Source organism: Inquilinus ginsengisoli, from assembly GCF_031453975.1.
In the GTDB taxonomy this organism is placed as follows: domain Bacteria; phylum Pseudomonadota; class Alphaproteobacteria; order DSM-16000; family Inquilinaceae; genus Inquilinus; species Inquilinus ginsengisoli_A.
Map to the genome: position 1 here is coordinate 339,993 of NZ_JAVDPW010000003.1, position 17,307 is coordinate 357,299.

Genomic DNA, 17,307 nt, shown 5'->3' on the forward strand with positions numbered 1-17,307 from the left:
CGGCCGGCGCCTCGCGATTCCGGGGCCCCGTCACTCCATGTTGCCGGAATGATCGTTTCATTTGAAACGAATTTCAACGTGAATCGATGATCACCATAGACCGGCGACACCGTCTGCGCTGTCCTGACATCGGCGACAGACGGGCACGGTCCGGAGTCGAGGGAGCGGCCATGGCCCGATACGCGCATCAGCCTTTCGCGGCATCCACCCCGCCGGAGCTGGCCGGCGGCGGCCGGGCGCGCTATCCCGTGGCCATCGTCGGCGCCGGGCCGGTCGGGCTGGCGGCGGCGATCGACCTGGCGCTGCGCGGCGTGCCCAGCGTGGTGCTGGACGACAACGACGTGGTCTCGGTCGGCTCGCGCGCCATCTGCTGGGCCAAGCGCAGTCTGGAGATCTTCGACCGGCTCGGCGTCGGCCGGCGCATGGTGGCCAAGGGCGTGACCTGGCAGGTCGGCCGGCTGTTCCACCGCGACCGCGAGCTCTATGCCTTCGACCTGCTGCCCGAGCCCGGCCACCGGATGCCGGCCTTCATCAACCTGCAGCAGTATTACGTCGAGCAATACCTGGCGGAGCGCTGCGCCGACTTCCCGGACCTGATCGACCTGCGCTGGAAGAACCGGGTGGTCGGGGTGGCGCGGGCCGAAGACGGCGTGCGCGCCCGAGTCGAGACGCCGGCCGGCAGCTACGACCTGTCAGCGGACTACCTGCTGGCCTGCGACGGCGCCCGGTCGGCAGTGCGCGACCTGCTGGGCCTCGACTTCGCCGGGCGGGGCTTCGAGGAGCGCTTCCTGATCGCCGATGTCGAGATGAAGGCCGATTTCCCCTCCGAGCGCTGGTTCTGGTTCGAGCCGCCCTTCCACGCCGGCCAGTCGGCGCTGCTGCACAAGCAGCCGGACGACATCCACCGCATCGACCTGCAACTCGGCCCCGACGCCGATCCGGAGGAGGAGCGCAAGCCGGAGCGGGTGATCCCGCGCATCCGGGCGATGGTCGGCGACCGGCCGTTCGAGCTCGACTGGGTGTCGGTCTACAGCTTCCAGTGCCGCCGGCTGGAGCGGTTCCGCCATGGCCGGGTGATCTTCCTGGGCGACGCGGCGCATGTGGTGTCGCCCTTCGGCGCCCGCGGCGGCAATGGCGGCATCCAGGACGCCGACAACCTGGCCTGGAAGCTGGCGCTGGTGCTGCAGGGCGAGGCGCCGGCGGCGCTGCTGGACAGCTATGACGAGGAGCGCATCCGCGCGGCCGACGAGAACATCCTCAACTCCGCCCGCGCCACCGCCTTCATGACCCCGAAGAGCGAGATGGAGCGGGTGTTCCGCGCGGCGGTGCTGGATCTCGCGGCCGACCACGACTTCGCCCGCCGGCTGGTCAATTCCGGCCGGCTGTCGCGGCCCTGCGCCCTGACCGGGCTGTCGCTGCAGAGCCCGGCCCCGGCGGCGCCCGGGCTGCTGGCGCCGGGAGTGGCGTGCCCGGACGCGAGGCTGGCCGACGACACCGGGGCCGCGACCTTCCTGCTGGACCATCTCGGCGACGGCTTCGTGCTGCTGGCCGTCGGTGCCGTCGTGGTCCCCGGGGAGGCCGGGCTGCCGGTGCTGCGCGTCGGCGCCGGCGGCTTCGGCGACCCCGAAGGCGACGCCGCCGCCCGCTACGGCGAGGCGCTGTACCTGATCCGGCCGGACCAGCATGTCGCGGCCCGGCTGACCGGCGCTTCGGTGGAAGACCTGCGCGCGGCGCTGGCGCGGGCGAGGGGAGAGAGGCTATGACCGGACGGGATTTCGGCCGCGACCGGCTGGCGGGGCGCGGCGACGATGTCTACGAGGCGCTGATGCGGGCGCATGACGGTCTGGATGCTGCCGAAAGCGCGCGGCTCAACGCGCGGCTGGTGCTGATCCTGGCCAATCTGGCGGGGGATCCGGACGGGGTGATCGAGGCCATCGGCCATGCCGCGCGGAACCGGGAAACGGGGGGAGAGCGATGACGGTGCAGTCCGGGGCGCAGCTGCGGTCGGGGTCCGACCGATCGCAGATCCCCGCCATCGGCAGCCTGAACTGGCGGGTGATCGTCCTGGCCAGCCTCGGCGCCGGGCTGGAGTTCTACGACTTCATCATCTACGGCATCTTCGCCCAGTACATCGCCGCCGCCTTCTTCCCGGCGCAGGACCCGCTGGTCGCGCTGATCAGCGTGTTCGCGATCTACGCCGTCGGCTACCTCTCGCGCCCGCTCGGCGGGCTGGTGTTCAGCCATATCGGCGACCGCCGCGGCCGCCGGCTGTCCTTCATGGCGTCGCTGCTGATCATGACCGGCGCGACGCTGGCGATGGCGGTGACCCCGGGCTATGCCGCGCTCGGCATCGCCGCGCCGATCCTGTTCACGGCGCTGCGCTTCATCCAGGGCTTCGCGGTCGGCGGCGAGATGCCCGGCGCCATCACCTATGTCGCCGAGATGGCACCGCGGCGGGCCGGCCTCGCCTGCGGCATCGTCGTGTTCTTCGTCAACACCGGCGTCTTCCTCGGCACCTCGGTCAGCGTGGCGCTGCACGAGGTGCTGTCGCCGGCCGCGATGGGCGACTATGGCTGGCGGATCGCCTTCGCCGTCGGCGGCCTGCTCGGCGTCGTCAGCCTCCTGCTGCGCCGGGCGCTGCAGGAAAGCCCCGCCTTCAGGGCCATGGCCAAGGCCCCGGCGCGGATCCCGGCGCTGGAGATCTTCCGGCGCTTCCCCGGGGCGCTGATCGTCGGCATCAGCGTCGGCGCCGTGGTCCAGACCTACAACAGCCTGGTCTTCGTGGCGCTGGCACCATACCTGTCGACCGCGCTGGGCTACGACCCGACCACGGTGGCGGTCGCCATCAACCTCGCGGTCGGGCTGCTGTCGATCGGCATCCTGGTGATCGGCTTCGTCAGCGACAGCTTTCCCCGCCGCCACCTGCACCGCTTCGGCGCCTTCGCCATCGCGCTCGGCGCCTATCCCGCCTACCAGGCAATGGTCGGGCACAGCGTCAACATCACCCTGCTGATCGCCGCGATCGGGCTGGTCGGGATCTTCGCCAACGGCACCTTCGCCGCCCTGCTGGCCGATTTGTTCCCGACCGAGGTGCGGTTCAGCGGCGTCGCCCTGGCCTACAACATCACCGCGGCGGTGTTCGGCGGCTTCACCGCCCTGATCACCGCCTGGCTGCTCGCGATCACCGGCGACAAGGCCGCGCCCGGCATCTTCCTGGCGGTGGTCGCGGCCCTCAGCGTCGTGGTCGGGCTGGGCCACCGGCACTATGCCGAGCGGGCCGCCCGGATCGGCTAGCCCTCGGCGGCAAACTCACGCGCGGCGGTGGCCGCTGACCTCGGTGCCGGCGTCGCGGCGCAGCGGCAAATAGTCCAGCAGCGACAGCGCCGCCAGCACGCCCAGCAGGGCGAAGGCGGTCTGGTACTCGGCGATGACCGACCCGACGCCCAGCGCCCCGGCCAGCCGCAGCGCGATCGCCCCCAACGCCACGCCCAGCCCCATCGAGATCTGCTGGGTCACGCTGAACAGGGTGTTGGCCGCGCTCATCTCCGGCTTGGGCACGTCGACGAAGGCCAGGGTGTTCAGGCTGGTGAACTGCATCGACCGGGCGGCGCCGCTGACCACCAGCAGCACCGCGACCAGCGCCGTCGGCGTGTCCGGCGTCAGCAGGGCGCAGGCGAACAGCGTCGCCGCCAGCAGCGCGCCGTTGGCCAGGAGCGCGGTGCGGAAGCCGAAGCTGCGCAGCACCCAGCTGGTCATCGGCTTCATGCCGAGATTGCCGGCGAACAGCGCCAGCACCAGCAGGCCGGAATGCACCGGGTCCAGCCCGAAGCCGAGCTGGAACATCAGCGGCAGCAGGAAGGGCACGGCGCTGACCACCGCGCGGAACAGCGACCCGCCGCGCACGGTGACGCGGTAGGTGTGGATCGCCATCGCCGCCAGCCCGACCAGCGGATGGGCGTGGCGGCGGGCATGGCGCACCGCCCAGGCCCCCAGCAGCACCGCGGCGGCCAGCAACGCGGCGACCCTCGCCCAGGGGATCTCCTGGTGCCCGATCAGGTCCAGCCCGTACATCAGGGCCAGGCAGGCGAAGCCGGTCAGGGCGAAGCCCAGCCAGTCGAACGGCCGGCGGTCGTCGCTGCGGTCGTTGGGAATCAGCCGCAGCGCCAGCACCAGGGCGATGGCGCCCAGCGGCAGGTTGAGCAGGAAGATCCAGCGCCACGACGCGATGCTGGTGATCAGCCCGCCGACCGGCGGCCCCAGCACCGGGGCGGCCAGCGCCGGCCAGGTGATGTACGCGATCGACCGCATCAAATCCTGCTTGGCGGTGTTGCGCAGCACCACCAGCCGGCCGACCGGCACCATCATGGCGCCGCCGACGCCCTGCAGGATGCGCGCGGCGGTGAAGCTCCACAGGCTGTCGCTGGCGGCGCACAGGGCCGAGGCCAAAGTGAACACCGCGATCGCGGTGGTGAACACCGACCGGGCGCCGAACCGGTCGGCGACCCAGCCGCTGGCCGGGATGAACACGGCGAGGGTGAGGAGATAGGCCGACAGCCCGACATTCAGGTCGATCGCCCGGACGCCGAAGGACGCCGCCATGTCGGGCAGCGCCGTGACGATCACGGTGGCGTCCAGGTTCTCCATGAAGAAGGCGCCGGCGACCAGGAGCGCGATCAGCACGGGTTGGCGCGAGGACAGGGTCATGGGGCGGCCGGATCGTGGGGAGGGCCCGCGCGGTGGCGGGCAGCTTGGTCCCCGATAGCACGATCCCGCCGGCCGGTCCCATGCCCAGACGGCGGGGAAGGGGCGCTAACCGGCGGCGGTCTGCCGGGCGGAATCGTCGACCGAAGTCAGCACGCTCTTGACCACGAAGATCTGGCCCAGCTTGCGCGCCACCGCTTCCCATTCCGGGCAGGCGTCGCGGCGGATGGCGATGGTCACCCGCATCTCGTCGCCCTGGCGTTCGGCCAGGACATGGTCGGGCACGATATCGCGCAGGCAGAAATGTTCGAGCAGGCGGGGCAGCAGGTTGGTGTCGGCCATGCCGACCACATGAAAGACGACCTGCGCATCATCGCTGGTCATGGTCATCGTCTTCTCCCGGGGATCGCGAAACAGCACACGGACGAGACCCCGGGGGAGCCGGTGAAGACCGGCCCGGGGCCTAGTGGCTAATTCGCAGGGAGGACGTGGTGACCATTCGCCATGGTTATCCGCTCCCGGCGCGCTTGGCAAGCGCCGACGCGATCTACCGGCAGAGCCCGGATTCTTGATTTTCCCCCGGGAAGGCGCTATGTATATCCCAACTGGATATACAAGATGCCGAGGCCGGCCATGACTCGCACGACGCTGTTCACCAGCAACCGCAGCCAGGCCGTGCGCCTGCCCAAGGCGGTCGCGTTTCCCGACGGGACGCATCAGGTCGAGATCATCAAGATCGGCGACAGCCGGCTGATCACGCCGGCCGGCAAGCGCTGGGACGATTTCTTCCTGCATGGGCCCCGCGCATCGGACGACTTCATGGAGGAGCGCAGCCAGCCGCCGGCCGAGGATCGCGAGCCGCTGTGATGCTGCGCTACATGCTCGACACCAACATCTGCATCTACGTGATCAGGAACCAGCCGCCCGGCCTGCGCGAGCGGTTCAACCAGCTGGCCGAGCAGCTCTGCATCTCCAGCATCACCCTGGCGGAGCTGCATTACGGGGCGGAGAAGTCGGCGCGCCGGCCGGAAAACCTCCGGGCGATCGAGAGCTTCGCGGCGCGTCTCGACATCCTGCCCTTCTCGCCCGCCGCGGCCGCCCATTATGGGCAGGTCCGGGCCAGCCTCGAGCGGGCGGGCCGCCCGTCCGGCGCGCATGACATGCTGATCGGCGCCCACGCCCGCAGCGAGGCGCTGACCCTCGTCACCAACAATGTCCGCGAGTTCGACCGGATTCCCGGGCTGCAGGTCGAGAACTGGGTGCAGGCATAGGCGGCCCTGGTCACCTACACCCTCACCTTGCTGCATAGGAACTATGTCCGAAGTTTTCGGGCGCGTCGGTTGACTCCCGGGGTTACCCCTTTATGAACTGTTGCCCGGCGGAATCAGCGCCGCCGGCCCTCGGCCGGACGACACCGGACGGGGGGAGGCGAGGCGAATGGCGGATCAGGGCCGGATGGGGCGCGGCCTCGTCCTCGCGGCCGCCATCGCGGTCGGGCTGGTCGGGGCGGGGCTGATCGGGGCCGGGCCGGCGGCGGCGCAGATCCCGGCGCAGCCCGAGGCCGGCAGCTTCCGGATGGGGATCGAGCCCTGGCTGGGCTACGGCCTGTGGCATGTGGCGGCGGCCAAGGGGCTGTTCCGGGCGCAGGGCCTGACGGATGTCGAGATCGTCAACTTCACCCAGGACAAGGACATCAACGCCGCCCTGGTCAGCGGTCGGCTGGACGGCGCCAACGTCGCCACCCATACCGCGCTGGTGCTGGCGGCGGCCGGGCTGCGGATCCGGATCGTCGCGCTGCTCGACGTCAGCATGACCGCCGACGCCATCATCGCCGGGCCGGGCATCGCGCATGTTTCCGACCTCAAGGGCAAGGCGGTGGCGTATGAGCCGGGCAGCACCAGCCAGATCCTGCTCAGCTACGCCCTGTCGCAGAACGGGATGACCCTGGCCGACATCACCTCGATGCCGATGCCGGCCCTGGATTCCGCGGCCGCGGTCACCACCCTGCAGGTGCCGGCGGGGGTGAGCTACGAACCCTATCTGTCCCTGGCGCGGATCGTGGATCCGACGGTCCGGCTGCTGTACACGGCGGCGGAGGATCCGGGCCTGATCTCCGACGTCTTCGTGGTGCGCGAGGAGGTGCTGGCCAGCCGGCCGGGCCAGGTCGCAGCGCTGCTGCGCGTGTGGCAGGCGGCGCATGACGACTACGAGAAGGACAGGATTGGCGGCCGCGCCATCATCGCCAAGGCGGTGGGCGCGGCGCCGGAGCAGCTGTCGGCCGCCTTCGACGGCGTGATCTTCAGCTCGCTGGCCGACAACCGGCGGGAGCTGACCGGCGCCTTCACCGAGCATGTCATCGCCGATGTGAAGAAGGCGGCCCGGGCGGCCGGGGTGCTGCATGGCGATGTCGACGCCGCCGGGCTGATCGACCCCCGCTTCGTCGCCGCCACCCGCTGACACCTGCCCGGCTTCGCGATCCGGTCAGTGGCGGGTGACGCTGGTATCGAAGGTCTCGACCTGGGCCACGCCGACATCGGCGCCGACCCGCATGTTGGCGGTGGCGCGCTCGATCAGCGGCGTCACGCTCTCGACCTCGACCGCGGCGGCGATCATCTGGCCGGTCAGGAAGGCCAGCGCCCCGATCAGCGCGCCGCTGACCGCGTCCTGGTCGCCCCCGGCCTCGGCGGCGTAGTCGTCCGAGCGCTCGCCGATCAGGGTCAGCAGGTCGTTGTGGATCTGCTGGGTCAGGGGGCCGATGTTGTTCATGACGTCTTCCTCCGCGATGCCCGTCCGGCCCGGCCATCGCCGGTCACGGAGTCAACGGGGCCTGCGGGCGCCGGGTTCCGGGCGCTATTCCGCCACCACGTCGACGCCCATCGCCGCCAGCAGGGCGTGCTGCTGGTCGCGGCCGATCTTCAGCCCGGCCAGGCTGCGCAGCGCCAGCAGGTTCAGCCCGGCGATCGCGGCGCCGCGCAGATCGGCCCCGGCCAGGGCGGCGCCGGCCAGCACCGCCGTGGTCAGGTCGCTGTCGCGCAGGTCCGCCTCGCTCAGATCCGCATCCGTCAGGTCGGCCTCGCGGAAGTCGCAGCCAACCAGGGTGCAGCCGGGCAGGCGGATGCCGTGCAGGTCGGCCAACTCGAAACGGCAGTCGCGGAACTCGGCACGGGTGGAGATGGTCTTGCGGCCGAAGGCATGGCTGAACTCGGCGCGGTCGAATTTGGCGCCCAGCAGGTTGCAGCCGGTCATGGCGATGCCGAACAGGCCGGACCGCTCGAAGCCTGAGAAGGACAGGTCGCAGCGGGCGAAGCGGGCGTCGCGCAGCTCGCTGAAGGCGAAGACGGTGCCGGTGGAGGCGGCGCGGTCGGTGAACACGCAATCCTCGAACACCGCGTCGCGCAGGCTGGTGCTGGCGAAGCGGCAGCGCAGGAAGCGGCAGTTGCGGAACTCGGCGCCGGTCAGGTCGCCGCCGGCGAAGCCGCAATCCTCGAACAGGCAGTCGGCGAACCGCGCCTCCGCGCCCGCCGCCTCCGGCCATTCCACCCCGCACAGGGCGGCGCCGGACACGCCGTCCCCGGCCGCCAGCCGGCGGCGGAACTGGTCGAGATCGATCGGGGTCGGGTCGCTGGCCATCGCGGGACTCGCATTGCAATCAGCGATTATAGGAATTCCCGAGAGGGTTGCTGCTTCGTTCGAGGGACATCGGGGGCTATGCTCAGGCGAATCCATCGTGCCTTGGCTGGTGGGCCTGGGGCATGATGCCAAAAATAGGAACATAAGCCACGGGGAGGGCCATGTTCAGCCACATCACGGTCGGCACCAACGACATCGACCGGGCCAAGCAGTTCTACGACCAGGTGCTGGCGTCGATCGGGTTGCGCTGCCAGCTCGACGACCGGGTCGCCGGCTGGCTGTGCTATGTGCCCGAGGCCGACAGCGGGCCGGAATTCCTGATCTGCCGCCCGATCAATGGCGAGCAGGCGACTTTCGGCAACGGCGTCACCATCGGCTTCAACGTCCGCGACCGCTCGCAGGTCGACGCCTTCCATCGGGCGGCGCTGGCGGCGGGCGGGGCGGATGAGGGCACGCCGGGCACCCGGCCGCACTACCATCCCAGCTACTACGGCGCCTATGTCCGCGACCCCGACGGCAACAAGCTGTGCTGCGTCTGCCACCGCTCGGACGGGGCGGGGCTGTTTCCGTAGAGCGCGTGATCGTCTCAGGTTGAATCACGACCAGTACGCCTTGGCCGAAGACCGACAGGATCCCGAGCGTCAGTCAGATTGCCTCTCCCGCCAGGCGAGACCTTTTCAGAAGAGAGGTTTCGTGATTCGGTTGGGGAAGGGAGACGTGTGGGATCGAAGCGATGTCGCGGCGGGAAGTGGGTCAGCTGAGTCTGGCGGACAGCCTGGTGTCGGGTGTGGGGGCGAACGGGACGCTGGATCGCTTGTCGGAGTTGATCGGCTGGCCGGCGCTGGGGGAATTGGTATCGCCGTTGGATCCGTCGCGTCTGGGTGCGCCGGGGTACCCGGCGTTGGTGCTGTTGAAGGCGCTGTTGCTGCAGCAATGGCATGGGCTGTCGGATCCCGGGCTGGAGGCGGCCTTGGCCGACCGTCTGAGCTTCCGGCGGTTCTGCGGCTTCGCCCTGGATGACAAGACGCCGGACCATGTGACCATCCACCGGTTCCGCGAGGGGTTGCGGCGGCACGGTCTGGCGGAGCGGGTGTTCGAGGAGGTCAATCGGCAGATCGACCAGCGGGAGCTGATCCTGCGGCGCGGCACGCTGATCGACGCCGGCCTGGTGGAGGCGGCGGTGAAGCGTCCGCCGAAGCCGGCGGCGGAGGAGATCCCGGCCGAGGCGGCCGAGGGCGGTGCGCCGGCTCCGGTTCGGCCGGCGAGCAAGCTGGTGCGCAGTGCGGTCGATCCCGAGGCGGCCTGGACCAAGAAGGGCGGCCGTCGCTATTTCGGTTACAAAGCCCATGTCGGGGTCGACCAGGGCTCGGGCATCATCCGGCGGCAACGCCTGACCCCGGCTAACGTCAACGACACGGTCGAGGCCGATGCCTTGATCTGCGGCGACGAGGCGGCGGTCTATGCCGACGAAGCCTACACCACCCATGAGCGCCGGGAGGCCCTGCGGGAACAGGGCATCAAGGACCGGATGATGCACCGGCCCAACAAGCACCATCCGCTCACTCCCCGCCAGATCCAGCACAACAGAGCCATCGGCCGGCGCCGCGCCCCGGTGGAGCAGGTCTTCGCCCAGCTCAAGCGGCTGTGCGGCTGGAGCCGGGTCCGCTACTACGGCGTCGCCAGCAACGCCGTCCATCTCGCCCTGCTGTGCACCGCCCTCAACCTCAAGCGGCTGGTCGTGCTCACCACTCCCAAAACCAAATCCGCCTGACCCCCGAGCTCCGGACCCGGCCGGCTCCTGGACGATCCCAATCCCGCCGCTGACCTCAGGCCCTACTATCCCCTCCGGCCCCAATCCCTCCCACACCGCCGCAACACCCTTTCTGAAAAGGTCTCGCCTGGCGGGAGAGGTCGGGCTCGCACAGCGAGACCGGGTGAGGGCTGGCACCGGCCTCGACAAAACCCCCTCACCTGGAGCCGCTTCGCGCCTCCGACCTCTCCCGCAAGCGGGACCTTTTCAGAATAGACCGAGCCTGCTCCCTTCTTGCTCCCCCTCCCCTTGCGGGAGGGGGGACTCATTTTAACCTCGGCCAATGTCGTTGCGAGCCGCCGGGACGGTTCGGAGGCATTCTGAAAAGGTCTCGCAAGCGGGAGAGGCAACGCCCAGCGTGATCCGACCAATTCATCCGGCTCTGGCGCGTGGGAAGCGCGTCCCGTTCTAGAACTTGCCGAAGCGCAGATAGGCGTCCTTGGGGGCCATGCCCTCCAGGATCGCCTTGCGCACCAGGTTCTCCTGCTTCATCACGTCCTCGACCTTGGCCACCACCGTCTCGGCCAGGGCCTCGGGGATGATGACGACCCCGTCGATGTCGGCCACCACCCAGTCGCCGGTGGCGATCCTGACCTGGCCGATGGTGATCGGCTCGCCATAGGCCTCCGGCACCCAGGCGGCGACGATGTCGCGCGGGCTGCGGAAGCGGGCGAACAGCGGGAAGCCCAGCTTGCGGATGAAGGCGTTGTCGCGCGACCCGCCATCGACGATGTAGCCGCGCACGCCGCGCGACTGCAGGGCCTCGGCCGACAGCTCGCCCATCAGCGCCCGCACATCGTCCTGGGGCTGGCAGATCGCGACATGGTCCTTGGGCACCACGGTCAGCAGCTCGGTCCAGGCCAGCAGGCTCTGATGCGCGTCGACGGTGTCGTCCGGCCGGCCGCGGATGGTGAAGACCCGGCCGCAGACGCTGGTGTCCGGGTCGATCGCGGCGATGCTGCGCGGCAGCACGCAATTGGCGTGGCCGAGGTCGCGCAGCACGTCGAACACGGCGCCGGAATAGCAGGCCTCCAGCCGGGCGGTCAGGTCGGTCATGGTGTGGGTCTCCCAAGGGCTCCGCGGATAGTCCCAATCTGTCATTGCCCGGCTTGACCGGGCAATCCAGGGGCCACCAAGAGCGGTTCTGGCCGCCCCTGGATGCCACGGTCAAGCCGTGGCATGACAAAAAATATGGAGTCCATATAGCCTTAACTCTCGATTCTCGTTCATGATACGTTCCATGGACAAACCGCAGACCGCCCAGACAGCAGAGGCCCCGGCCGCTCCCCAGGAGGAGCGGGCGGCGCGGCATCTGCGGCTGCTGGCCCGGGCGGCCGAGATCCAGATGGAGGTGATGGAGGCGACCCGCGCCGAGGCGGTGAAGACGCCGCAGCCCGGCGTCGACTATTGCCAGCGCATCGCCACTGTCACCCGCTCGCTGCGGCTGACCCTGCTGCTGGAGGACAAGCTCTCCCGCCCGCCCGAGGAGGGCAAGACCCGATCGGCCGAGCCGGCCGGCAGGGCGTCGCCCAGGCTGCGGGCGCTCATGGCCGTGGCCGCCGCGAACTATCACGGCGTCGAGACCGAAGCCCAGGAGACGAAGGCCCGCTCGCGCTTCGGCGACATCCGCGACCTGTTCGAGCGGCCCGATGTGGTGGAGATGGTCGAGACCTGCCCGGCGCCGGCGGCCGTGGCCCGGCTGTGCCGGGGGCTCGGGCTGCCGGAGGACACCCGGAACTGGCTCGCGATCGGGGACATGACCCTGGAGGAGCTGGGCTTCGCGCCGCTGGAGGAGGCGGCCCCGGACCCCGCCGGGCTGCTGGACCCCGTCGCGATCCGGCGCCGGCTGCGGGTGATCATGGCGCTGAGCGCCGCGATCAAGGCCGGGGCGAAGGACGCGGCCGAGTGGGAGCGCCGCTTCGCCGAGATGACCAGGCAGATGGACCGGCCGGAGCTGATGGCGATCGCGGAGACCCGCCCGGCGGCGGAGGCCGTCGCCCTGATCTGCCCGACCTTCGGGCTGCCGCCGGAGCAGGCGGAGCGCTGGGTCGCGGAGGGGGACCGGTCCCTGGCGGAGATGGACCTGCCGCCGGTGGAGGACGATCGGCCGGAACCGTGCCCGACCGGTGTCGAAAGACGCAAGCCGCCGGACACGGGGTAGGGGCGCTGCCTTTACCATCCACACCCGTCATTGCGAGGAGGCGAAGCCGACGAATCCATCCATGGGTCCGCTCGAACGGCCCGATGGATTGCTTCGCTGCGCTCGCAATGACGAGGGAGGAAGGCGGCAGAGGCGACGCGAAGGGCTGCCCCGGCCTCAGGCCGCGACCGGCGGCAGCCAGCCCTGGGCTTCGCGCCAGTCCTTGGGCAGGCCGGCGAAGCGGTCGAGGCGCATCGACGACAGGTCGGCGAAGCTGCAGGCGCCATCGACGATCAGGTCGCGGATGGCGTGGCCGCTGGCCGGCGACAGGCCGAAGCCGACGCTCGACATCGTCGCCACGATGGCGTTGTCGAAGCCCGGCATCCGGTCGATCACCGCGCGCCCATCCGGCGTGTTCTCGATCACCCCCGACCAGCTGCGGATCATCCGGACATGCGCCGCCTTGGGGAACAGCTCCATCAGCCGCCGGCCGATGTTGCGCAAGAGCGGGCTGGACGGCTTGGGCGGCGTCCCGAGGTCGACCGGCGGCAGCCATTCATGCGGCCCGCCGCCATAGACCAGGTTGCCGCGCAGCGTCTGCCGCCCGTACAGGCCGTTGCCGTCGACCCCGCTCATCGGCATCGCCGGCAGCGGCTCGGTCACGATCATCTCGGCCCGGCCGGAGGCGATCGGCAGGTCGACGCCCAGCATCTCGGCCAGCAGGCCGGTCTGCGGCCCGGCGGCGATCACCACATGGTCGCAGGCGAAGTCGCCGCGGCTGGTGCGCACGCCGGTCACCTTGCCGCCGGCGGTGTCGAAGCCGGTCACGGTGCAATGCTGCAGGATGCGGCCGCCATGGTCCTGCAGCGCCCAGGCATAGGCCTGGCTGGTGCGCTGCGGGTTGGCGTGGCCGCCGTATTTCAGCAGGTAGCCGCGCTCCACCGTGTCGCCGGCCAGCGGTGCCAGCTCGCGGATCTGCTTGCCGTCCAGGGTGTCGTAGTGGAAGCCCTGCTTCTCGCCCATCCGGACCCAGCCCAGCATGAACTCGACGTCGGATTCGTGCAGGACGATCTTCAGCCGGTGCTGCTGGTGCTCGGTGGGATAGCCCAGCAGCTCGTCCATCTGCGGCCACAGCCGCTGCTCCTCCGGGAACAGCGGGCTCTGCGGGTGGGTGCAGCCGCCGCCGTTGCGGCCCGACGCCTCCCAGCCGACGATGCCCTTCTCCAGTACCAGCACGTCGACGCCGCCGCGCGCCAGCCACCACGCCGTGCTCAGCCCGGTGACGCCGCCGCCGATGATGACGACCGAAGCGCCCTTGTCGTTGGTCATGGCTTTGACCCCGTCTTGAAGCTCATCGAAAGATTGAATGAAGACGTCATCCCCGCGAAAGCGGGGATCTCTTCGGGGCGATGCCGACCGGCCGGAGGGAGATTCCCGCTTTCGCGGGAATGACGATGGAGGGAGAGGGAAAGAGGCTGCATCTGCTCAATCCTGCGGGGTCCCGCCCGGCGGGATGTCCCACCAGGGCACCCACTGGCTCTCGATGCCGAACCAGGAATCCCATTCCTGGCGCACCAATTCGGCCTCGTCCTGCGGCCACAGCACCTTCAGCGGCAGCGGCCGCACCGGCGGGCGATAGCTCGCCAGCGGCACCTGGCCGACATCGACATGCGACGACAGCGCCAGCAGCATCGCCACCTGCTCACGGCAGCGGCGGCCCTGGCACAGCCCCATGCCGGCGCGGGTCAGGCGCTTGACCTGATCCTGGTTGACCGGGCCGTCCTCCAGCAGCGTGGTCAGCGACCGGGTGCCCATCTTGTTCGACTTGCGCTCGAGATAGCGCGGCGGGCTGACGTCCAGCAGCTCGCCGCGGCTGACCTCCTCGCACTGGCAGACCAGGACGTCGAGCCCGCCGGTGTTGAGCAGCGCCTTCAGCCAGGTCATGCGGTGGTCGCCCTGGCCCTGCAGCGGCTGCGCCAGCCCAACGCGGGCAGCCGCGACGTCGCCCTCCGCGGCCTTGCCCAGCGTGACGGCGGCGGCGATCGCGGCCACCCGGCCCTCCTGCCGCGCCACCGCGGCGTCGACCGACTTGGCGGCGTGGATGCCGGCGCAGTCGCCCACGGCATAGGCGAAGGGCAGGGCGGTGCGGCCGTCGGCCTCGGTCACCGGGACATGGCCGCCGCGGTCGAGGTCGTGCACCAGCCTGGCGTCCAGCGCCGCCAGCAGCTCGATGTTCGGCACCGTGCCGATGGCCAGGGCGACGGTGTCGCAATCGATGTCGCGCTCGCTGCCGGCCACCGGCGACAGCCCGTCATCGACCCGCACCAGCGTGGCGCGGGACACCCCGTCGACCCCGCCCGACGCCGCCTTGATGACATGGCCGGTGAAGACCGGCACGCCATGGGCCCTGACCGCCTCGGCCAGCGCCGCCGGGCCGACCGGCTCGGCCGCGACCTCGACGATGCCGGCGACCTCCAGCCCGCGCTCCAACGCGGTCAGCGCCAGGTCCAGCGCCTCGGCGCCGGATCCCAGGATCAGCAGCTTCCGGCCGGCGAACGCGTCATAGCCGGCGATCAGCCGGTGCGCCGCGGTCACCCCCATCACCCCGGGCAGGTCCCAGCCCGGGAAGGACATGCCGAGGTCGCGCCGCCCGGCCGCCACCACCACCCTGTCGAAGCCGACCAGCCAGGACCGGTCGGTGTCGGCCAGCCCGGCCACCGGGCCCGGCATCCACTGCACCCCCGGCGCGTTGGCGAACAGGCCCCAGACCGTGGTCTGCAGCATCACCTCGACGCCCTTGTCGTAGAGATCCGCCAGCTCCGGCGACGCCTCGATGATCCGCTCCAGCAGGCGGCCGGGGGTGTTCACCGCGGCGGTGGCGCGGCCGCCGAAATGCAGCGGCACATCCATGCCGATCAGGGCGCCGTCGACCGGGTTCTCGTCGACCAGCAGCACCTCCAGCCCGCGCTCGGCCGCCTCGGCCGCCGCGGCGATGCCGGCCGGTCCGCCGCCGACCACCAGCAGCTGGACGTGGCGTTCGACCTCGGGGGTCTTTCCGGCAACCGATTTCGGGTCGATGGGGGGATGGGACATGGCTGGCTCGTTCTCCGACGCGGCGTCCGGGCCGGCTCCCCTCTTGCCTTGCAGGGCGTCGCCTGCTGCGGGCATACAGGGTGGGGTCGGCTTCTGGCTGGTGACCCAAGGCTACAGCCGGCACCGATCGAGGACCGACGCATTGGCGACAGGGAACAGCAGCAGAGCGACGGCGGAGGCGGGCAATGGCCGCCGGACGCTGAGCCGCGAGGACTGGGTCGGCGCCGCGCTGAAGGTGCTGGCGAAGGGCGGCGTCGCCGGCGTCAAGGTCGACCGGCTGGCCAAGACGCTGAAGGTGACGCGCGGCAGCTTCTATTTCCACTTCAAGGACCGCAAGGACCTGCTGGCGGCGCTGCTGGACGAATGGCGGCGGCGCAACTGCGGCCCGTTCCAGGCGCTGGACGGCCGGGACGACCTCCAGGGCACGGCGCTGTTCCGCGCCTTCCGCAACGTCTGGGTCGACGAAGACCCGTTCAGCCCGGCGCTGGACATGGCGGTGCGCGACTGGGGCCGGTCGGCGAAGGAGGTGGCGCAGGCGGTGCAGGGCGCGGACGCGTTCCGCATGGGCCTGCTGCGCCGCGCCTTCGACCAGATGGGCTATGCCGGTGACGAGGCGCTGATCCGCACCCGGGTCAGCTACTTCCATCAGATCGGCTACTACGCCATGGCGTTCCGCGAGCCGCGGGCCGACCGGCTGCGCTACCTCTCGATCTACGACGATGTCTTGACCGGACGACCGATCGGGGAAAACGGGCCATGCTGACGATCTGGGGCCGGCGCAACGCCTTCAACGTGCAGAAGGTGATGTGGCTGGTGGGCGAACTCGACCTGCCGCACACGCATGTCCCGGCCGGCGGCGACTTCGGCGGGCTGGACGACCCGGCCTTCCGCGCGATGAACCCGCATGGAAGGGTGCCGGTGATCGACGAGGACGGCACGATGGTTTGGGAATCGCACGCCATCCTGCGCTACCTCGCCGCCCGCGACGGCCGCCTGTGGCCCCAGGATCCGGCCGAACGGTCGCAGGCCGACCGCTGGATGGACTGGTCGCTGGCGACGCTGCAGCGCGACTTCATGGATTTGTTTTGGGGCCATTGGCGAACGCCGGAGGCCGACCGTGACCAAGAGCAGATCGCCCGCAAAAGGGAAGCCTGTGCCGGGCATTTCCGGCTGCTGGACGCGCATCTGGCCGACCGGCCGTTCCTGGCCGGCGACGCCTTCGGCCTCGGCGACATCCCGGCCGGCACCGTGCTGTACCGCTATTTCGGCATGGGGCTGGAGACGCCGGCGGTGCCGCATGTCCGCGCCTGGTATGCCCGCTTGGCTGAGCGGCCGGCCTATCGCCAGCATGTGATGATGCCCTTCGACGACATGTATGGCCGGCTGGCCTATTGATCCACCCGGGAGGCGGCCATGACCAGCTTCGTGATCCTGCTGCGGGCGGTGAATGTCGGCGGCACCGGCAAGCTGCCGATGAGCGACTTGAAGGCGCTGTGCGAGACGGCGGGCCTCGCCGACATCCGCACCTACATCGCCAGCGGCAACGTGGTCTGCCGCAGCGACAAGACCGAGGCCAAGGTCAAGGCGGCGGTGGAGGCGGCGCTCGAAGCCCGTGCCGGCAAGCCAGTCGGCGTATTGGTGCGCACTGCGGCGGAAATGGCGCAGGTCCTGGCGGCGAATCCGTTCCCGGATGCCGCGCCGAACCGGACCGTAGCGATCTTCCTCGACGCCCCGCCGCCCGCCGATGCGCTGGACAAGGCGACCGGCCGGCAGGGCGAGGAGATGCGGCTCGGCAGGCGCGAGATCTACGTGCATTACGGCGATGGCATGGCCCGGTCCAAGCTGGCGATCCCGGCGGCCAAGGCCGGCACCGCCCGCAACATGAACACCGTCGCCAAGCTGGCGGAGATGGCCGGCGAGGGCTGAGGCGCGG

The 17,307-nt window shown here is 70.4% G+C and carries 19 protein-coding genes; 12 read left to right on the plus strand and 7 right to left on the minus strand.

Annotated features, from left to right (window positions below; all coding sequences use genetic code 11):
- Positions 1-170 precede the first annotated feature (170 nt).
- Genes E9232_RS09345 through E9232_RS09355 form a run of 3 tightly spaced genes read left to right on the plus strand, consistent with a single transcriptional unit; the run spans position 171 to position 3,294 of the window.
- Entirely contained in the window at positions 171-1,763 is a 1,593-nt protein-coding gene (locus E9232_RS09345; protein ID WP_309793640.1) for an FAD-dependent oxidoreductase, read from the plus strand.
- Positions 1,760-1,978: a DUF2783 domain-containing protein gene (locus E9232_RS09350; RefSeq protein WP_309793642.1), complete on the plus strand. Its 219-nt coding sequence runs from the start codon at positions 1,760-1,762 to the stop codon at positions 1,976-1,978. The genes E9232_RS09345 and E9232_RS09350 overlap by 4 nt, the downstream gene beginning before the upstream one ends.
- Positions 1,975-3,294: an MFS transporter gene (locus E9232_RS09355; protein WP_309793644.1), complete on the plus strand. Its 1,320-nt coding sequence runs from the start codon at positions 1,975-1,977 to the stop codon at positions 3,292-3,294. The genes E9232_RS09350 and E9232_RS09355 overlap by 4 nt, the downstream gene beginning before the upstream one ends.
- 15 nt (positions 3,295-3,309) lie before the next feature.
- Here E9232_RS09355 and E9232_RS09360 read toward each other — a convergent pair whose 3' ends face one another.
- Together E9232_RS09360 and E9232_RS09365 are read right to left on the minus strand one after the other, a co-directional pair.
- A complete protein-coding gene (locus E9232_RS09360; protein ID WP_309793646.1) occupies positions 3,310-4,704 on the minus strand; it encodes an MFS transporter in 1,395 nt (464 codons plus the stop codon).
- 105 nt (positions 4,705-4,809) lie between these two features.
- Positions 4,810-5,091, minus strand: coding sequence for an ACT-like domain-containing protein (locus E9232_RS09365; RefSeq protein WP_309793648.1), 282 nt, complete (start codon positions 5,089-5,091; stop codon positions 4,810-4,812).
- A 243-nt stretch (positions 5,092-5,334) separates the two neighbouring features.
- Here E9232_RS09365 and vapB point away from each other — a divergent pair, with 243 nt between their 5' ends.
- The 3 genes from vapB to E9232_RS09380 all read left to right on the plus strand — a co-directional run bounded on the left by vapB (position 5,335) and on the right by E9232_RS09380 (position 7,158).
- Complete coding sequence (gene vapB, locus E9232_RS09370; RefSeq protein WP_309793650.1) at positions 5,335-5,568, plus strand: type II toxin-antitoxin system VapB family antitoxin; 234 nt, start codon at positions 5,335-5,337, stop codon at positions 5,566-5,568.
- Positions 5,568-5,972, plus strand: coding sequence for a type II toxin-antitoxin system tRNA(fMet)-specific endonuclease VapC (vapC, locus tag E9232_RS09375; protein WP_309793652.1), 405 nt, complete (start codon positions 5,568-5,570; stop codon positions 5,970-5,972). The genes vapB and vapC overlap by 1 nt, the downstream gene beginning before the upstream one ends.
- A gap of 166 nt (positions 5,973-6,138) precedes the next feature.
- Positions 6,139-7,158, plus strand: coding sequence for an ABC transporter substrate-binding protein (locus E9232_RS09380; protein WP_309793654.1), 1,020 nt, complete (start codon positions 6,139-6,141; stop codon positions 7,156-7,158).
- Positions 7,159-7,182: 24 nt separating this feature from the next.
- On the opposite strand, the gene E9232_RS09385 is transcribed toward E9232_RS09380, so the two are convergent.
- A complete protein-coding gene (locus E9232_RS09385) occupies positions 7,183-7,467 on the minus strand; it encodes a hypothetical protein (protein ID WP_309793656.1) in 285 nt (94 codons plus the stop codon).
- Positions 7,468-7,551: 84 nt separating this feature from the next.
- On the minus strand, positions 7,552-8,331 hold the full coding sequence (locus E9232_RS09390) for a pentapeptide repeat-containing protein (protein ID WP_309793658.1): 780 nt from the start codon (positions 8,329-8,331) through the stop codon (positions 7,552-7,554).
- Positions 8,332-8,492: 161 nt separating this feature from the next.
- Here E9232_RS09390 and E9232_RS09395 point away from each other — a divergent pair, with 161 nt between their 5' ends.
- A complete protein-coding gene (locus tag E9232_RS09395) occupies positions 8,493-8,903 on the plus strand; it encodes a VOC family protein (RefSeq protein ID WP_309793660.1) in 411 nt (136 codons plus the stop codon).
- A 161-nt stretch (positions 8,904-9,064) separates the two neighbouring features.
- Positions 9,065-10,102 (plus strand): IS5 family transposase, encoded by a 1,038-nt coding sequence (locus E9232_RS09400; protein WP_309793662.1) that lies wholly within the window; start codon positions 9,065-9,067, stop codon positions 10,100-10,102.
- 447 nt (positions 10,103-10,549) lie between these two features.
- Here E9232_RS09400 and E9232_RS09405 read toward each other — a convergent pair whose 3' ends face one another.
- On the minus strand, positions 10,550-11,197 hold the full coding sequence (locus E9232_RS09405; RefSeq protein WP_309793665.1) for an RraA family protein: 648 nt from the start codon (positions 11,195-11,197) through the stop codon (positions 10,550-10,552).
- 184 nt (positions 11,198-11,381) lie between these two features.
- On the opposite strand from E9232_RS09405, the gene E9232_RS09410 reads away from it, so the two are divergent.
- Complete coding sequence (locus tag E9232_RS09410; RefSeq protein ID WP_309793667.1) at positions 11,382-12,302, plus strand: hypothetical protein; 921 nt, start codon at positions 11,382-11,384, stop codon at positions 12,300-12,302.
- 156 nt (positions 12,303-12,458) lie between these two features.
- Here the strand turns inward: E9232_RS09410 and E9232_RS09415 are convergent, their stop codons facing one another.
- Together E9232_RS09415 and E9232_RS09420 are read right to left on the minus strand one after the other, a co-directional pair.
- The gene (locus tag E9232_RS09415) at positions 12,459-13,610 is read right to left on the minus strand and encodes an NAD(P)/FAD-dependent oxidoreductase (RefSeq protein WP_309793669.1); all 1,152 of its coding nucleotides are present in this window, start codon (positions 13,608-13,610) and stop codon (positions 12,459-12,461) included.
- Positions 13,611-13,766: 156 nt separating this feature from the next.
- Positions 13,767-15,374: an FAD-dependent oxidoreductase gene (locus tag E9232_RS09420; RefSeq protein WP_309793671.1), complete on the minus strand. Its 1,608-nt coding sequence runs from the start codon at positions 15,372-15,374 to the stop codon at positions 13,767-13,769.
- 142 nt (positions 15,375-15,516) lie between these two features.
- Between E9232_RS09420 and E9232_RS09425 the strand changes: the two genes are divergently transcribed.
- From E9232_RS09425 to E9232_RS09435, 3 genes are read left to right on the plus strand one after another with little or no spacing between them, the layout of a single operon-like run.
- The gene (locus E9232_RS09425) at positions 15,517-16,137 is read left to right on the plus strand and encodes a TetR/AcrR family transcriptional regulator (protein WP_309793672.1); all 621 of its coding nucleotides are present in this window, start codon (positions 15,517-15,519) and stop codon (positions 16,135-16,137) included.
- The gene (locus E9232_RS09430; protein WP_309793673.1) at positions 16,131-16,769 is read left to right on the plus strand and encodes a glutathione S-transferase family protein; all 639 of its coding nucleotides are present in this window, start codon (positions 16,131-16,133) and stop codon (positions 16,767-16,769) included. The genes E9232_RS09425 and E9232_RS09430 overlap by 7 nt, the downstream gene beginning before the upstream one ends.
- Positions 16,770-16,787: 18 nt before the next feature.
- Positions 16,788-17,300, plus strand: coding sequence for a DUF1697 domain-containing protein (locus tag E9232_RS09435; RefSeq protein WP_309793674.1), 513 nt, complete (start codon positions 16,788-16,790; stop codon positions 17,298-17,300).
- Positions 17,301-17,307 lie beyond the last annotated feature (7 nt).

Excerpts from the sequence above, each read along its gene's own strand:
- E9232_RS09415 (WP_309793669.1), bottom strand. The coding sequence starts at position 13,610 with ATGACCAACGACAAGGGCGCTTCGGTCGTCATCATCGGCGGCGGCGTC.
- E9232_RS09405 (WP_309793665.1), bottom strand. The coding sequence starts at position 11,197 with ATGACCGACCTGACCGCCCGGCTGGAGGCCTGCTATTCCGGCGCCGTG.
- E9232_RS09400 (WP_309793662.1), top strand. The coding sequence starts at position 9,065 with ATGTCGCGGCGGGAAGTGGGTCAGCTGAGTCTGGCGGACAGCCTGGTG.
- E9232_RS09365 (WP_309793648.1), bottom strand. The coding sequence starts at position 5,091 with ATGACCATGACCAGCGATGATGCGCAGGTCGTCTTTCATGTGGTCGGC.
- vapB (WP_309793650.1), top strand. The coding sequence starts at position 5,335 with ATGACTCGCACGACGCTGTTCACCAGCAACCGCAGCCAGGCCGTGCGC.
- E9232_RS09350 (WP_309793642.1), top strand. The coding sequence starts at position 1,760 with ATGACCGGACGGGATTTCGGCCGCGACCGGCTGGCGGGGCGCGGCGAC.
- E9232_RS09410 (WP_309793667.1), top strand. The coding sequence starts at position 11,382 with ATGGACAAACCGCAGACCGCCCAGACAGCAGAGGCCCCGGCCGCTCCC.
- E9232_RS09420 (WP_309793671.1), bottom strand. The coding sequence starts at position 15,374 with ATGTCCCATCCCCCCATCGACCCGAAATCGGTTGCCGGAAAGACCCCC.
- E9232_RS09390 (WP_309793658.1), bottom strand. The coding sequence starts at position 8,331 with ATGGCCAGCGACCCGACCCCGATCGATCTCGACCAGTTCCGCCGCCGG.
- E9232_RS09435 (WP_309793674.1), top strand. The coding sequence starts at position 16,788 with ATGACCAGCTTCGTGATCCTGCTGCGGGCGGTGAATGTCGGCGGCACC.
- E9232_RS09395 (WP_309793660.1), top strand. The coding sequence starts at position 8,493 with ATGTTCAGCCACATCACGGTCGGCACCAACGACATCGACCGGGCCAAG.
- E9232_RS09430 (WP_309793673.1), top strand. The coding sequence starts at position 16,131 with ATGCTGACGATCTGGGGCCGGCGCAACGCCTTCAACGTGCAGAAGGTG.
- E9232_RS09360 (WP_309793646.1), bottom strand. The coding sequence starts at position 4,704 with ATGACCCTGTCCTCGCGCCAACCCGTGCTGATCGCGCTCCTGGTCGCC.
- E9232_RS09385 (WP_309793656.1), bottom strand. The coding sequence starts at position 7,467 with ATGAACAACATCGGCCCCCTGACCCAGCAGATCCACAACGACCTGCTG.
- E9232_RS09380 (WP_309793654.1), top strand. The coding sequence starts at position 6,139 with ATGGCGGATCAGGGCCGGATGGGGCGCGGCCTCGTCCTCGCGGCCGCC.
- vapC (WP_309793652.1), top strand. The coding sequence starts at position 5,568 with ATGCTGCGCTACATGCTCGACACCAACATCTGCATCTACGTGATCAGG.
- E9232_RS09345 (WP_309793640.1), top strand. The coding sequence starts at position 171 with ATGGCCCGATACGCGCATCAGCCTTTCGCGGCATCCACCCCGCCGGAG.
- E9232_RS09355 (WP_309793644.1), top strand. The coding sequence starts at position 1,975 with ATGACGGTGCAGTCCGGGGCGCAGCTGCGGTCGGGGTCCGACCGATCG.